The following is a 13,025-nucleotide window of genomic DNA, read 5'->3' as shown; positions in this document are numbered from 1 at the left end:
CCGCCAAGCGCACCGGCGCCAACGTCCGCGGCCCCATCCCGCTGCCGACGCGGATCGAAAAATTCACGGTCAACCGGTCGCCCCACGTCGACAAGAAGAGCCGTGAGCAGTTCGAGATGCGTACGCACAAGCGTCTGCTCGACATCGTCGATCCGACTCCGCAGACGGTCGATGCTTTGATGAAGCTCGATCTGGCCGCCGGTGTCGACGTCGAGATCAAGCTCTAAAGGAATGAGAACGCGGTAAGGGGCGGTGCCCCTGGCCCGGAACTCTAAAGGAATTGAACCGATGCGTTCAGGTGTGATTGCAAAGAAGGTGGGAATGACCCGCATCTATAACGATGCGGGGGAACACGTTCCCGTCACCGTTCTCCAGATGGAGAACTGCCAGGTCGTGGCTCAGCGCACGCAGGAGAAGAACGGCTACACCGCCGTCCAGCTCGGCGTTGGCCTTGCCAAGGTGAAGAACACGTCGAAGGCGATGCGCGGCCATTTCGCCGCCGCGTCCGTCGAGCCCAAGGCCAAGGTCGCGGAGTTCCGCGTCTCCGCCGACAACATGATTGACGTCGGCGCCGAGCTGACCGTCGAGCATTTCGTCGCCGGCCAGAAGGTCGACGTCACCGGCACCTCGACCGGCAAGGGTTTCCAGGGCGTGATCAAGCGGCACAACATGGGTGGTGGCCGCGCGACCCACGGTAACTCGGTCTCGCACCGCACGCACGGCTCGACCGGTCAGCGCCAGGACCCGGGCAAGGTGTTCAAGGGCAAGAAGATGGCCGGCCACATGGGTGACACCCGCGTGACCACGCAGAATGTCGAGGTCGTCTCGACGGACGTGGATCGCGGCCTGATCCTAATCCGCGGCGCGGTTCCCGGCGTCAAGGGCGCCTGGATCCTGGTTCGCGACGCCGCCAAGGTTGCGCTGCCGGCCAACGCGCCGAAGCCCGCCGCGATCCGTGCCGCTGCCGCCGCCAAGAACGAAGCCCCGGCCACTGAGGGAGCGGAATAATGGACCTCAAGATTAAAACGCTGGGCGGCAAGGACGCCGGCGAGCTGAAGCTCTCCGAAGAGATTGTCGGCCTCGACCCGCGCGAGGACATCCTGCAGCGCGTCGTGCGCTGGCAGCTCGCCAAGAAGCAGCAGGGCACGCACAAGGCCAAGGGCCGCGCCGAGATCGCGCGCACCGGCGCCAAGATGTACAAGCAGAAGGGTACGGGCCGCGCCCGTCACCACTCGGCTCGCGCTCCGCAGTTCCGCGGCGGCGGCAAGGCGCACGGCCCGGTCGTGCGCAGCCATGAGCACGAGCTGCCGAAGAAGGTGCGCGCGCTGGGCCTGAAGCATGCTCTCTCGGCCAAGGCCAAGAGCGCTTCGCTCATCATCGTCGACGAGCTGAAGCTTGCCGAAGCCAAGACCAAGGCCCTGGTGGCGAACCTCGAGACGCTGGGGCTGACCAACGCCCTCGTGATCGGCGGCGCCGAGCTTGACCAGAACTTCAAGCTGGCCGCGACCAACATTCCGAACATCGACGTGCTGCCCATCCAGGGCATCAACGTCTACGACATTCTGCGCCGCGGCACGCTGGTCCTTTCGAAGGCCGCCGTCGAGGCTCTCGAGGAGCGCTTTAAATGAACGACCTCCGTCACTACGACGTGATCGTCTCGCCGGCGATCACCGAAAAGTCGACCATGGCTTCCGAGCAGAACCAGGTCGTCTTCAACGTCGCCAAGAAGGCGTCGAAGCCGGAAATCAAGGCTGCCGTGGAAGCTCTCTTCGGCGTCAAGGTGACGGCTGTGAACACGCTCGTCCGCAAGGGCAAGATCAAGCGCTTCCGCGGCACGGTTGGCCGCCAGGGCGACGTCAAGAAGGCGGTTGTGACGCTGGCCGACGGCCAGTCGATCGACGTCGCGACGGGTCTCTGAGCAAGGCCGCGAGGACAGGACAATGGCACTTAAGAAATTCAACCCGATAACGCCGAGCACCCGCCAGCTGGTCATCGTCGACCGCTCGGGCCTCTACAAGGGCAAGCCCGTCAAGGGCCTGACCGAAGGCCTGACCAAGTCGGGCGGCCGCAACAATTACGGCCGCATCACGGCCCGCTTCATCGGCGGCGGTCACAAGCGTTCGTACCGCATCATCGACTTCAAGCGTAAGAAGTACGACGTCGTCGGCACGGTCGAGCGTATCGAATACGATCCGAACCGCACCGCCTTCATCGCGCTGATCAAGTATGACGATGGCGAGCTCTCCTACATCCTGGCTCCGCAGCGTCTTGCCGCCGGCGACAAGATCGTGGCCGGCGAAGCGGTCGACGTGAAGCCGGGCAACGCTATGCCGCTGGCCTCGATGCCGGTCGGCACGATCGTCCACAACATCGAGCTGAAGCCGGGCAAGGGCGGCCAGGTCGCCCGTTCGGCTGGCGGTTACGCGCAGCTCGTCGGCCGCGACCAGGGCATGGCGATTCTGCGCCTCAACTCGGGCGAGCAGCGCGTCGTGCACGGTTCCTGCATGGCCACCGTCGGCGCCGTGTCGAACCCCGATCACGGCAACATCAACGACGGCAAGGCCGGTCGCACCGTGTGGCGCGGCAAGCGTCCGCACAATCGCGGCGTGACCATGAACCCGGTCGACCATCCGCACGGCGGCGGCGAAGGCCGCACCTCAGGCGGCCGTCATCCGGTTTCGCCCTGGGGCAAGCCGACCAAGGGCAAGAAGACGCGGTCCAACAAGGCGACCGACAAGTTCATCCTGCGCTCGCGTCATCAGCGCAAGAGCTAATAAGAGGTAACGCCAAGTGACTCGTTCGATTTGGAAAGGCCCCTTCATCGACGGCTACCTTCTCAAGAAGGTGGACAAGGTTCGTGAAGGTGGTCGCAATGAGGTGATCAAGATGTGGAGCCGTCGCTCCACCATCCTGCCGCAGTTCGTCGGCTTCACCTTCGGTGTCTATAACGGCCAGAAGCACGTCCCGGTCTCGGTGAACGAGGACATGGTCGGCCACAAGTTCGGTGAATTCGCTCCGACCCGGACCTATTACGGTCACGGCGCGGATAAGAAGGCGAAGAGGAAATAATCATGGGCAAGGCCAAAGCTCCGCGCAGGCTTGCTGATAACGAGGCGCGTGCCGTTCTGCGCACGATCCGTATCAGCCCGCAGAAGCTGAACCTGGTTGCCGCGCTGATCCGCGGCAAGAAGGTCGCGACAGCGCTTTCCGACCTCGAATTCTCGGCCAAGCGGATTTCCGGCACGGTCAAGAAGACGCTGGAATCGGCGATCGCCAACGCGGAAAACAATCACGACCTCGACGTCGACGCGCTGGTCGTGGCGGAAGCCTATGTCGGCAAGTCGATCGTCATGAAGCGTTTCCACGCTCGTGGCCGCGGTCGCGCCAGCCGTATCGAAAAGCCGTTCTCACACCTCACGATCGTCGTTCGTGAAGTCGAGGAAAAAGGGGAGGCCGCATAATGGGCCAGAAAGTCAATCCGATCGGGCTGCGTCTCGGCATCAACCGTACCTGGGATTCGCGCTGGTTCGCGAACACCGGCGAGTACGGCCAGCTGCTGCACGAGGACCTCAAGATCCGCAAGTATCTTGAGAAGGAACTCAAGCAGGCCGCGATCTCCAAGGTCGTGATCGAGCGTCCGCACAAGAAGTGCCGCGTCACCATCCATGCGGCGCGCCCGGGCCTGATCATCGGCAAGAAGGGCGCCGACATCGAGAAGCTGCGCAAGAAGCTGACCGAGATGACGAAGTCCGAAACGCACCTCAACATCGTTGAAGTGCGCAAGCCGGAAATCGACGCCACGCTGATCGCCCAGTCGATCGCGCAGCAGCTCGAGCGCCGCATCGCGTTCCGCCGCGCCATGAAGCGCGCCGTTCAGTCGGCCATGCGTCTCGGCGCCGAAGGCATCCGCATCAACTGCTCCGGCCGTCTCGGCGGCGCCGAAATCGCGCGCATGGAGTGGTACCGTGAAGGCCGCGTGCCGCTGCACACCCTGCGTGCCGATGTCGATTACGGCACGGCCGAGGCAAACACGGCTTACGGCATCTGCGGCGTCAAGGTGTGGGTGTTCAAGGGCGAGATCCTCGAGCACGACCCGATGGCTTCCGAGCGCCGTGCAACCGAAGGCGATGCCGCGCATGGCGGCGGCGGTGCTGGTGGCGAGCGCGAACGCGGCCGTCGTCGCGAGAACGCCTGAGACATTTGAGAATTTGGAGTTAGAACGATGCTGCAGCCAAAGCGCACAAAGTTCCGCAAGCAGTTCAAGGGCCGTATCCACGGTACCGCCAAGGGCGGCACCAATCTGGATTTCGGCGGTTTCGGGCTGAAGGCGCTTGAGCCGAACCGCGTCACCGCGCGCGAGATCGAGGCGGCCCGCCGCGCGATCACCCGCGAGATGAAGCGAGCCGGCCGCGTCTGGATCCGGGTGTTCCCGGACCTGCCGGTCACCTCGAAGCCGACCGAAGTCCGCATGGGTAAGGGCAAGGGCGCAGTCGACTATTGGGCGGCGCGCGTGAAGCCCGGCCGCATCATGTTCGAGATCGACGGCGTCAGCGAGGAGACCGCGCGTGAGGCGCTGCGTCTCGGCGCCGCCAAGCTCTCGGTCAAGACGCGCTTCGTGCAGCGCATCGCAGAATAAGGACAGGCGATCATGAAAGCCGAAGACATCCGGACCAAGACCCAGGATCAGCTGACCGACGACCTGGCCGCGCTGAAGAAGGAGCAGTTCAACCTGCGCTTCCAGAAGGCCACCGGCCAGCTCGAGAAGACCGCGCGCGTGAAGCAGGTCCGCAAGGACATCGCGCGCATCAAGACCATCGCTGCGGAAAAAGCCGCGGCCAAGAAGGGTTAAGACCATGCCGAAGCGTATCCTGCAGGGCACCGTCGTCAGCGACAAGAACGAGAAGACGGTTGTCGTCAAGGTCGAGCGTCGCTTCACGCATCCGGTGATGAAGAAGACCGTGCGCATGACCAAGAAGTACAAGGCGCACGACGAGAACAACGCCCACAAGGTTGGCGACCAGGTATTCATCCAGGAATCGAAGCCGATTTCGAAGGACAAACGCTGGGTTGTCGTCTCTTCGGATCAGGCTTGATCCGGGCGAACGAATCGAATTTTGGACAGACCGGGGAGGGGTGAAAGCACCCGTCCCGTTAGAAAAGAAGAAGGCGGCCAGTCATGATTCAGATGCAAACAAACCTCGACGTCGCGGACAATTCCGGCGCCCGTCGTGTCATGTGCATCAAGGTGCTGGGCGGCTCGAAGCGGAAGTACGCCTCCGTCGGCGACATCATCGTGGTGTCGATCAAGGAAGCCATTCCGCGTGGCCGCGTTAAGAAGGGCGATGTGATGAAGGCGGTCGTGGTTCGCACGGCCAAGGACATCCGCCGTCCGGACGGCAGCGTGATCCGTTTCGACAAGAACGCGGCCGTTCTCGTCGACAATAAGAAAGAGCCGATCGGCACCCGTATCTTCGGACCGGTTCCGCGCGAGCTGCGCGCCAAGAACCACATGAAGATCATCTCGCTCGCGCCTGAAGTGCTGTAAGGAGCCGGACCAATGCAAAAGATCAGAAAAGGCGACAAGGTCGTCGTGCTTGCCGGCAAGGACAAGGGCCGTTCGGGCGAAGTCCTGTCGGTGCAGCCGACGGAAGACACCGCGGTCGTCCGCGGCGTGAACCTCATTCGCCGTCACCAGAAGCAGACCCAGTCCCAAGAGGGCGGGATCATCACCAAGGAAGCGCCGATCCACCTGTCGAACATCGCGCTGGCCGACCCCAAGGACGGCAAGCCGACCCGCGTCGGCTTCACCATCCAGAAGGACGGCAAGAAGGTGCGCGTCGCCAAGCGTTCGGGAGAAGTCATCAATGGCTAAGGCTGAAACCAAGCAGGCAACTGCCAAGAACGAGCCGCGCCTCAAGAAGGTCTATCAGGAGACCATCCGCAAGGCGCTGCAGGAGCAGTTCGGCTACGACAACGAGATGCAGGTTCCGCGCATCGACAAGATCGTGCTGAACATGGGCGTCGGCGAAGCAACCGCCGATTCCAAGAAGCCCTCGGTCGCGGCCGAGGATCTCGCGCTGATCGCCGGCCAGAAGGCCGTCGTCACCCGCGCCCGCAACTCGATTGCCGGCTTCAAGGTGCGCGAGAACATGCCGATCGGCGCCAAGGTCACGCTGCGCAAGGAACGCATGTACGAGTTCCTCGACCGCCTCGTGAACATCGCGCTGCCGCGCGTTCGCGACTTCCGCGGACTGAACCCGAAGAGCTTTGACGGCCGTGGCAACTACGCCATGGGCATCAAAGAACACATCGTGTTCCCGGAGATCAACTACGACAAGGTTGATCAGGTCTGGGGCATGGACGTCATCGTTTGTACGACGGCGAAGACGGATGACGAGGCCAGGGCTCTGCTCAAGGCCTTCAACTTCCCCTTCCGCCAGTAACGGCAGCGAAAAAGGAAAAATCTGAAATGGCAAAGACCAGCTCAGTCGAGAAGAACAACCGGCGCCGCAAGCTCGCCGACCAGTACGCCGCCAAGCGCACGGCGCTCAAGGCCATCATCATGGATCAGTCCAAGCCGATGGAAGAGCGTTTCCGCGCCCAGTTGAAGCTGTCGGCGCTGCCGCGCAACTCGGCCAAGATCCGCATCCGCAACCGTTGCGAAGTCACGGGGCGTCCGCGTGCCTACTATCGCAAGCTGAAGCTTTCGCGTATCGCGCTTCGCGATCTGGGCAACACCGGCCAGATCCCGGGCCTGGTCAAGTCGAGCTGGTAAGGAGACACTGAGATGTCATTGAGCGATCCTCTCGGCGATATGCTGACCCGCATCCGCAACGCCTATGGCCGCAAGAAGTCGAGCGTCTCGACCCCGGCCTCGCGTCTGCGCGCCCGCGTCCTCGAAGTGTTGAAGTCGGAAGGCTATATCCGCGACTACAGCCAGACCGATTTCGAAAACGGCAAGTCCGAAATCGAGATCGAGCTGAAGTATTTCGACGGCGCTCCGGTCGTGCGCGAAATCGAGCGCGTCTCGAAGCCCGGCCGCCGCGTCTATGTCTCGGCTAAGTCGATCCCGCAGGTCGCAAACGGCCTCGGCATCGCCATCCTTTCGACGCCGAAGGGCGTCATGGCCGACCATGAGGCGCGCGAGCAGAATGTCGGCGGCGAGATCCTCTGCCAGATCTTCTGATCGGCCAAGAGATTGATGAATGGGCTTCGGTTCTCGGGATCGCGCCCGGGAACTGGAACCTGAAACCAAAGAAGTGACGAGGACAACAAAATGTCTCGTATCGGAAAGAAACCCGTTTCGCTGCCGCAGGGCGTGACCGCCTCCGTCAACGGCCAGACCGTGACGGCGAAGGGCCCGAAGGGCGAGCTGAAGTTCGTGGTGAACGACGAAGTGCTGGTCAAGATGGAGAACAACGAGATCTCCGTCGAGCCGCGCGACCAGACCAAGAACGCCCGCTCCAAGTGGGGCATGTCGCGCACGCAGATCGTCAACATCCTGCAGGGCGTGAAGGACGGCTTCGAGAAGAAGCTCGAGATCACCGGCGTCGGCTATCGTGCGGCGTTGCAGGGCAAGAACCTGCAACTCGCGCTTGGCTTCAGCCACGACGTCGTCTACGAGACGCCGCAGGGCATCACCATCACGGTGCCGAAGCCGACCGAGATCACGGTCTCGGGCATCGACAAGCAGCAGGTCGGCCAGGTCGCCGCCGAGATCCGCGAGTATCGCGGTCCGGAGCCGTACAAGGGCAAGGGCGTGCGCTATGCCGACGAGCGCATCGTGCGCAAGGAAGGCAAGAAGAAGTAATAGGCTTGGCCCGAACCGAAGGTCAGCGCAGCAAAAAGTCGCGGACTTTTCGGACGGGGCCAGGCTTGAGAAGTGTAACGCCGCGGGGAGCGGTCGCGGGAGGCCTGGCCTACCGCACAGGGTTGCCCCCGTCTACTGAAGGCAAGGAACTGAAAATATGCCCAGCCCCAAGGAAACCATTCAGCGCCGCGCGCAGCGTGTCCGCCGCCAACTGAAGAGGGTCGCCGGCGCACGTCCGCGTCTGTCGGTGCACCGCACCTCGAAGAACATCTACGTCCAGGTCATCGACGACGCCAACGGCCACACGCTGGCCGCCGCCTCGACGCTCGAGAAGGACCTCAAGGGTTCGCTCAAGACCGGCGCCGACACCGCCGCCGCCGCGGCCGTCGGCAAGCTGATCGCCGAGCGCGCTTCGAAGGCCGGCGTCAAGGAAGTCGTCTTCGATCGTGGCCCGTACATCTATCATGGCCGCGTCAAGGCGCTGGCCGAAGCTGCCCGCGAAGGCGGCCTCAGCTTCTAATTTCGCCGCTGATGACCCAAAGGCGGCATCGGCAAACAGCAACCCGTGCTTCCGGAAAAGAACAAGGACTAGGATATGGCACAGGAACGTAGAGAAGGCGGCCGCGGCCGCGAGCGTGAACGCGAAGAGCGTGACGACGGCATGGTGGACAAGCTCGTCCACATCAACCGCGTCGCCAAGGTGGTGAAGGGCGGCCGTCGTTTCGGCTTTGCCGCTCTCGTCGTCGTCGGCGACCAGAAGGGCCGCGTCGGCTTCGGCCACGGCAAGGCGCGCGAAGTGCCGGAAGCCATCCGCAAGGCGACCGAGTCGGCTAAGCGCGACATGATCTTCGTGCCGCTGCGTTCGGGCCGCACGCTGCATCACGACGTCGAGGGCCGCTGGGGCGCCGGACGCGTTCTGTTGCGCGCCGCCAAGCAGGGTACCGGCATCATCGCCGGCGGTCCGATGCGCGCCGTCTTCGAGACGCTCGGCATGCATGACGTGGTCGCCAAGTCGATGGGTTCGTCGAACCCCTACAACATGGTTCGCGCCACCTTCGACGCGCTGAAGAGCCAGATGCATCCGAAGGATGTGGCTGCCGCGCGCGGCATCAAGTACTCGACCCTTCAGGCCCGCCGCGGCACCGCCGTTGCGGCTGAAGAATAGTCGACGCTGACCAGGGATTTCGACCATGGCCAAGAAAGCTACCAAGACCATCACCGTCGAGCAGATCGGCTCCCCGATCCGCCGGCCGAAGGAGCAGCGTGCCACGCTGGTCGGCCTCGGCCTGAACAAGATGCACAAGCGGCGCACGCTGGAAGATACCCCTTCCGTGCGCGGCATGATCGCCGCCGTCCAGCACCTCGTCCGCGTCGTGGACGAGGCCTGAACGGAAGCGCAGGAGAAGAATGATGAAACTCAACGATCTGCGTGACAAGGACGGCGCCACGCATTCCAGGAAGCGCCTCGGTCGCGGCATCGGCTCCGGCTCGGGCAAGACCGCCGGTCGCGGCGTCAAGGGTCAGAAGGCCCGTTCGGGCGTTGCCATTAACGGCTTCGAGGGTGGCCAGATGCCGCTCTATCGTCGCCTGCCGAAGCGCGGCTTCAACAACCTGTTCGGCAAGAGCTTCGCGGTGGTGTCGCTGGCCAAGATCCAAGCGGCGATCGACGCCAAGAAGCTCGACGCCAAGGCGGCTGTGACGGCCGAGGCCCTGGTCGCCGCCGGCGTCATCCGCCGCGCCAAGGACGGCGTGCGCGTGCTGTCCGACGGCGAGCTCAAGGCCAAGCTCTCCTTCGACGTCGCTGGCGCCTCCAAGGCCGCGATCGAGAAGATCGAGAAGGCCGGCGGTTCGGTGAAGCCGCCGGAAGCGGCCGCCGCCGAGTAACGGCGATTTGAAGCACGGCCGACCGGGATGACTTCGCATTTTCCCTCGAACCGCGCTTTGACCAGATGAATTGGGCGGCCGCGTCAACGCGGCCGCTTGCATGTTTAAGGTCCGGAGCTTATCTCGTGAGCTTCGGTGACACGCGCCGCCTGAGCTGGGGGCGTCGAGCGTGACACGGAAATCAATGAAGTAGAGCAGGATGTTGTCCGAAAACCGCTCCACACTTTTCGGCATCATGCTCTAGCGGAGAATCAGGCATGGCTTCGGCTGCTGAACAACTAGCCTCCAATCTGAATTTCGCGGCCTTCGCCAAGGCCGAGGATCTCAAGAAGCGCATCTGGTTCACCATCGGCGCGCTGCTCGTCTACCGCCTCGGCACCTACATCCCGCTTCCCGGCATCAACCCCGACGCTTTCGCCCAGGCCTTCTCCTCGCAGAGCAAGGGCGTGCTCGGCATGTTCAACATGTTCGCCGGCGGCGCCGTGCAGCGCATGGCGATCTTCGCGCTGGGCATCATGCCCTACATCTCCGCCTCCATCATCATGCAGCTGATGACCTCAGTCATCCCCTCGCTGGAAGCGCTGAAGAAGGAAGGCGAGCAGGGCCGCAAGATCATCAACCAGTACACGCGCTACGGCACCGTGCTCCTGGCGCTGATCCAGGCCTACGGCATTTCGATCGGTCTCGAGGGCGGCAACGGCATCGTCAACGATCCCGGCATGTTCTTCCGCATCTCGACCGTCGTCACGCTGGTCGGCGGCACGATGTTCCTGATGTGGCTCGGCGAGCAGATCACCGCGCGCGGCATCGGCAACGGCATTTCGCTGATCATCTTCTCCGGCATCGTCGCCGGCCTGCCGCGGGCGATCTCCGGCACGCTGGAGCTCGGCCGCACTGGCGCGCTGTCGACCGGCCTCATCCTCGCGATCATCGTGCTGGCCATCATCGTCATCGCGCTCATCGTCTTCTTCGAGCGCGCGCAGCGCCGCCTGCTCATCCAGTATCCGAAGCGCCAGGTCGGCAACCGCATGTTCCAGGGCGACACCTCGCATCTGCCGCTGAAGCTCAACACCTCGGGCGTCATCCCGCCGATCTTCGCGTCCTCGCTGCTGCTTTTGCCGGCAACCGTCGCGGGCTTCTCGCAGGCGACCAACCTGCCGGCCTGGGCAAGCACGATCCTCGCCTCGCTCGGCCACGGCCAGCCGCTCTACATGATCTTCTATGCGGGCATGATCGTCTTCTTCGCCTTCTTCTACACGGCGATCGTTTTCAATCCGAAGGACACGGCCGACCAGCTCAAGAAGCATTCCGGCTTCATCCCGGGTTATCGTCCAGGCGAACGCACCGCCGAATATATCGACTATGTTCTGACGCGTATCACCGTTATCGGCGCCATCTACCTGGTGCTGGTCTGTCTGCTGCCGGAATTCCTGATTTCGGCGACTGGCGTACCTTTCTACCTCGGTGGCACATCGCTTCTGATCGTGGTCAGTGTCACGCTCGACACGGTGGCGCAGATTCAGGGTCACCTGATCGCGCACCAGTATGAGGGCCTGATCAAGAAGTCGAAGTTGCGCGGGGGGAAGAGGAGCAGATGAGGCTGATATTGCTTGGGCCGCCGGGGGCGGGCAAGGGGACGCAAGCACAAAGACTGGTAGAACAACACGGCATCCCACAGCTCTCGACGGGGGACATGCTGCGTGCTGCCGTTCAGGCCGGAACCGAGGTCGGCAAGCGTGCCAAGGCGGTGATGGATGCCGGCGAGCTGGTCTCCGACGCGATCGTCAACGCCATCGTCGCCGAGCGCATCGATCAGCCGGACTGCGCCAGGGGTTTCATTCTCGACGGCTATCCGCGCACGCTGGTCCAGGCGGATGCGGTCGACGCCATGCTTGCCGAACGCGGCATCGCGCTCGACACCGTCATCGAGCTTGTCGTCGACGACAAGGCGCTGGTCGGACGAATCGTCAAGCGCGCCGAGGATGCCAAGGTCGCCGGCCAGCCTGTTCGTAAGGACGACAACCCGGCGGTGTTCGAGGAACGCCTGCGCGAATATTACAAGAAGACGGCGCCGCTGACCGGCTACTACTACGCCAAAGGCAAGCTCAAGACCGTCGATGGCATGGCCAGTATCGATGCCGTGACCGACGAGATCGGCAAGGTGCTCGCGGCCGCGGCGAAGTGAGCCGGACCGGCAATTGAAGATTGCGCTTGGCGACAATTGAAGATTGCGCTTGACTGAAGTGGGTCGTTGGGGTATGGCGGCCCGTCTTCCTATCAGGCATGGACTTTGCTTGCCCTTGCGGGCAAGGCGTCCGCTTTGAACCAGGAAACTCCCGCAAGGGCCGGCCTCCACCGGACGCGGGGTAACTTGAACGCCGGCTCGTCCGGCCTACATGGAGAAAGAGAAGAAAATGGCTCGTATAGCCGGCGTCAACATTCCGACCAACAAGCGCGTCGTCATTGCGCTTCAGTACATTCACGGCATCGGCAAGAAGTTTGCCCAGGAGATCGTCGACAAGGTCGGCATCCCGGCGGACCGCCGCGTCAACCAGCTGACCGACGCGGAAGTGCTGCAGATTCGCGAGACGATCGACCGCGACTACCAGGTCGAAGGCGACCTGCGCCGCGAAGTCTCGATGAACATCAAGCGGCTCATGGACCTCGGCTGCTACCGCGGCCTGCGTCACCGCCGCTCGCTGCCGGTCCGCGGCCAGCGCACGCACACCAATGCGCGCACCCGCAAGGGCCCGGCCAAGGCGATCGCCGGCAAGAAGAAGTAATTGGGCGAATAGCGAGTAGTCATTAGCGAGTAGGACTCTATTCGCTACTCACTATTCCCTACTCGCTTCTCAAGGTGGAGCCGCTGGCATTACGGCGGTGTAGAGATCAACTGAAAGGACTACCATGGCCAAGGAAGCCGCTCGTGTTCGCCGTCGCGAACGCAAGAACATCTCGTCGGGCGTTGCCCACGTCAATTCGACCTTCAACAACACCATGATCACCATCACCGACGCGCAGGGCAATTCGATTGCCTGGTCGTCAGCCGGTGCGCAAGGGTTCAAGGGTTCGCGCAAGTCGACCCCGTTCGCCGCCCAGATGGCTGCCGAGGACGTCGCCAAGAAAGCGCAGGAACACGGCATGCGCATGCTCGAGGTCGAGGTCTGCGGACCCGGCTCCGGTCGTGAATCGGCCCTTCGCGCGCTGCAGGCGGCCGGCTTCACCATTACCTCGATCCGCGACGTGACGCCGATCCCGCACAATGGCTGCCGTCCGCGCAAGAAGCGCCGCGTCTGATTTTAAGCGCCGCGCGAACGCCACGGCGTTCCTC

General features: G+C 63.2%; 25 protein-coding genes. All 25 read left to right on the top strand.

Features of this window, described 5'->3' with window-relative positions; genetic code table 11:
- A partial coding sequence (gene rpsJ, locus EOA27_RS04890; RefSeq protein ID WP_127255639.1) for a 30S ribosomal protein S10 occupies positions 1 to 227 on the top strand: 227 nt, incomplete at its 5' end.
- A 61-nt stretch (positions 228 to 288) separates the two neighbouring features.
- Positions 289 to 1,008: a 50S ribosomal protein L3 gene (gene rplC, locus EOA27_RS04885; protein ID WP_126082804.1), complete on the top strand. Its 720-nt coding sequence runs from the start codon at positions 289 to 291 to the stop codon at positions 1,006 to 1,008.
- Positions 1,008 to 1,628 (top strand): 50S ribosomal protein L4, encoded by a 621-nt coding sequence (gene rplD, locus EOA27_RS04880; RefSeq protein ID WP_127255637.1) that lies wholly within the window; start codon positions 1,008 to 1,010, stop codon positions 1,626 to 1,628. The genes rplC and rplD overlap by 1 nt, the downstream gene beginning before the upstream one ends.
- Positions 1,625 to 1,918 carry a 50S ribosomal protein L23 gene (locus tag EOA27_RS04875; RefSeq protein ID WP_127255635.1) on the top strand — a complete coding sequence of 98 codons (294 nt, stop codon included), beginning with the start codon at positions 1,625 to 1,627 and terminating at the stop codon, positions 1,916 to 1,918. The genes rplD and EOA27_RS04875 overlap by 4 nt, the downstream gene beginning before the upstream one ends.
- 22 nt (positions 1,919 to 1,940) lie before the next feature.
- Positions 1,941 to 2,774, top strand: coding sequence for a 50S ribosomal protein L2 (gene rplB / locus EOA27_RS04870; RefSeq protein ID WP_126082803.1), 834 nt, complete (start codon positions 1,941 to 1,943; stop codon positions 2,772 to 2,774).
- 16 nt (positions 2,775 to 2,790) lie between these two features.
- Entirely contained in the window at positions 2,791 to 3,069 is a 279-nt protein-coding gene (rpsS, locus tag EOA27_RS04865) for a 30S ribosomal protein S19 (protein WP_006205463.1), read from the top strand.
- Between the two features lie 2 nt (positions 3,070 to 3,071).
- Complete coding sequence (rplV, locus tag EOA27_RS04860; protein WP_010909277.1) at positions 3,072 to 3,461, top strand: 50S ribosomal protein L22; 390 nt, start codon at positions 3,072 to 3,074, stop codon at positions 3,459 to 3,461.
- Positions 3,461 to 4,195, top strand: coding sequence for a 30S ribosomal protein S3 (gene rpsC / locus EOA27_RS04855; protein ID WP_112129139.1), 735 nt, complete (start codon positions 3,461 to 3,463; stop codon positions 4,193 to 4,195). The genes rplV and rpsC overlap by 1 nt, the downstream gene beginning before the upstream one ends.
- Before the next feature lie 27 nt (positions 4,196 to 4,222).
- Positions 4,223 to 4,636, top strand: a complete 414-nt coding sequence (gene rplP / locus EOA27_RS04850) for a 50S ribosomal protein L16 (protein WP_027170364.1) — start codon at positions 4,223 to 4,225, stop codon at positions 4,634 to 4,636.
- A 12-nt stretch (positions 4,637 to 4,648) separates the two neighbouring features.
- Positions 4,649 to 4,849 carry a 50S ribosomal protein L29 gene (gene rpmC, locus EOA27_RS04845; protein ID WP_042642190.1) on the top strand — a complete coding sequence of 67 codons (201 nt, stop codon included), beginning with the start codon at positions 4,649 to 4,651 and terminating at the stop codon, positions 4,847 to 4,849.
- 4 nt (positions 4,850 to 4,853) lie between these two features.
- A complete protein-coding gene (gene rpsQ, locus EOA27_RS04840) occupies positions 4,854 to 5,093 on the top strand; it encodes a 30S ribosomal protein S17 (RefSeq protein WP_023675136.1) in 240 nt (79 codons plus the stop codon).
- An 83-nt stretch (positions 5,094 to 5,176) separates the two neighbouring features.
- On the top strand, positions 5,177 to 5,545 hold the full coding sequence (gene rplN, locus EOA27_RS04835) for a 50S ribosomal protein L14 (protein ID WP_006205457.1): 369 nt from the start codon (positions 5,177 to 5,179) through the stop codon (positions 5,543 to 5,545).
- A gap of 12 nt (positions 5,546 to 5,557) precedes the next feature.
- On the top strand, positions 5,558 to 5,872 hold the full coding sequence (rplX, locus tag EOA27_RS04830; RefSeq protein ID WP_126082802.1) for a 50S ribosomal protein L24: 315 nt from the start codon (positions 5,558 to 5,560) through the stop codon (positions 5,870 to 5,872).
- A complete protein-coding gene (gene rplE / locus EOA27_RS04825) occupies positions 5,865 to 6,443 on the top strand; it encodes a 50S ribosomal protein L5 (RefSeq protein WP_126082801.1) in 579 nt (192 codons plus the stop codon). Before rplX ends, rplE begins: the two co-directional genes overlap by 8 nt.
- Before the next feature lie 26 nt (positions 6,444 to 6,469).
- Positions 6,470 to 6,775, top strand: coding sequence for a 30S ribosomal protein S14 (gene rpsN, locus EOA27_RS04820; protein WP_042642199.1), 306 nt, complete (start codon positions 6,470 to 6,472; stop codon positions 6,773 to 6,775).
- 12 nt (positions 6,776 to 6,787) lie between these two features.
- The gene (rpsH, locus tag EOA27_RS04815) at positions 6,788 to 7,186 is read left to right on the top strand and encodes a 30S ribosomal protein S8 (RefSeq protein WP_042642201.1); all 399 of its coding nucleotides are present in this window, start codon (positions 6,788 to 6,790) and stop codon (positions 7,184 to 7,186) included.
- Between the two features lie 90 nt (positions 7,187 to 7,276).
- Entirely contained in the window at positions 7,277 to 7,810 is a 534-nt protein-coding gene (rplF, locus tag EOA27_RS04810; RefSeq protein ID WP_095818135.1) for a 50S ribosomal protein L6, read from the top strand.
- Positions 7,811 to 7,967: 157 nt separating this feature from the next.
- Complete coding sequence (gene rplR / locus EOA27_RS04805; protein ID WP_126082800.1) at positions 7,968 to 8,330, top strand: 50S ribosomal protein L18; 363 nt, start codon at positions 7,968 to 7,970, stop codon at positions 8,328 to 8,330.
- Positions 8,331 to 8,405: 75 nt separating this feature from the next.
- Positions 8,406 to 8,975 carry a 30S ribosomal protein S5 gene (gene rpsE / locus EOA27_RS04800; protein ID WP_027046810.1) on the top strand — a complete coding sequence of 190 codons (570 nt, stop codon included), beginning with the start codon at positions 8,406 to 8,408 and terminating at the stop codon, positions 8,973 to 8,975.
- 25 nt (positions 8,976 to 9,000) lie between these two features.
- Entirely contained in the window at positions 9,001 to 9,198 is a 198-nt protein-coding gene (rpmD, locus tag EOA27_RS04795; protein WP_027170355.1) for a 50S ribosomal protein L30, read from the top strand.
- A 22-nt stretch (positions 9,199 to 9,220) separates the two neighbouring features.
- Positions 9,221 to 9,694, top strand: coding sequence for a 50S ribosomal protein L15 (rplO, locus tag EOA27_RS04790; protein WP_127255642.1), 474 nt, complete (start codon positions 9,221 to 9,223; stop codon positions 9,692 to 9,694).
- 257 nt (positions 9,695 to 9,951) lie between these two features.
- The gene (gene secY, locus EOA27_RS04785) at positions 9,952 to 11,292 is read left to right on the top strand and encodes a preprotein translocase subunit SecY (RefSeq protein ID WP_126061028.1); all 1,341 of its coding nucleotides are present in this window, start codon (positions 9,952 to 9,954) and stop codon (positions 11,290 to 11,292) included.
- Positions 11,289 to 11,879 carry an adenylate kinase gene (locus EOA27_RS04780; protein ID WP_127255633.1) on the top strand — a complete coding sequence of 197 codons (591 nt, stop codon included), beginning with the start codon at positions 11,289 to 11,291 and terminating at the stop codon, positions 11,877 to 11,879. The genes secY and EOA27_RS04780 overlap by 4 nt, the downstream gene beginning before the upstream one ends.
- A 229-nt stretch (positions 11,880 to 12,108) precedes the next feature.
- A complete protein-coding gene (rpsM, locus tag EOA27_RS04775) occupies positions 12,109 to 12,477 on the top strand; it encodes a 30S ribosomal protein S13 (protein WP_027170351.1) in 369 nt (122 codons plus the stop codon).
- A 124-nt stretch (positions 12,478 to 12,601) separates the two neighbouring features.
- Entirely contained in the window at positions 12,602 to 12,991 is a 390-nt protein-coding gene (gene rpsK / locus EOA27_RS04770) for a 30S ribosomal protein S11 (RefSeq protein ID WP_006205444.1), read from the top strand.
- Positions 12,992 to 13,025 lie beyond the last annotated feature (34 nt).

Origin of the sequence: Mesorhizobium sp. M2A.F.Ca.ET.037.01.1.1, from assembly GCF_003998075.1 — a bacterium.
In the GTDB taxonomy this organism is placed as follows: Bacteria; Pseudomonadota; Alphaproteobacteria; order Rhizobiales; family Rhizobiaceae; genus Mesorhizobium.
The sequence above is the reverse complement of the archived record's forward strand: the minus strand, read 5'-3'. Positions and strand labels throughout refer to the sequence as shown.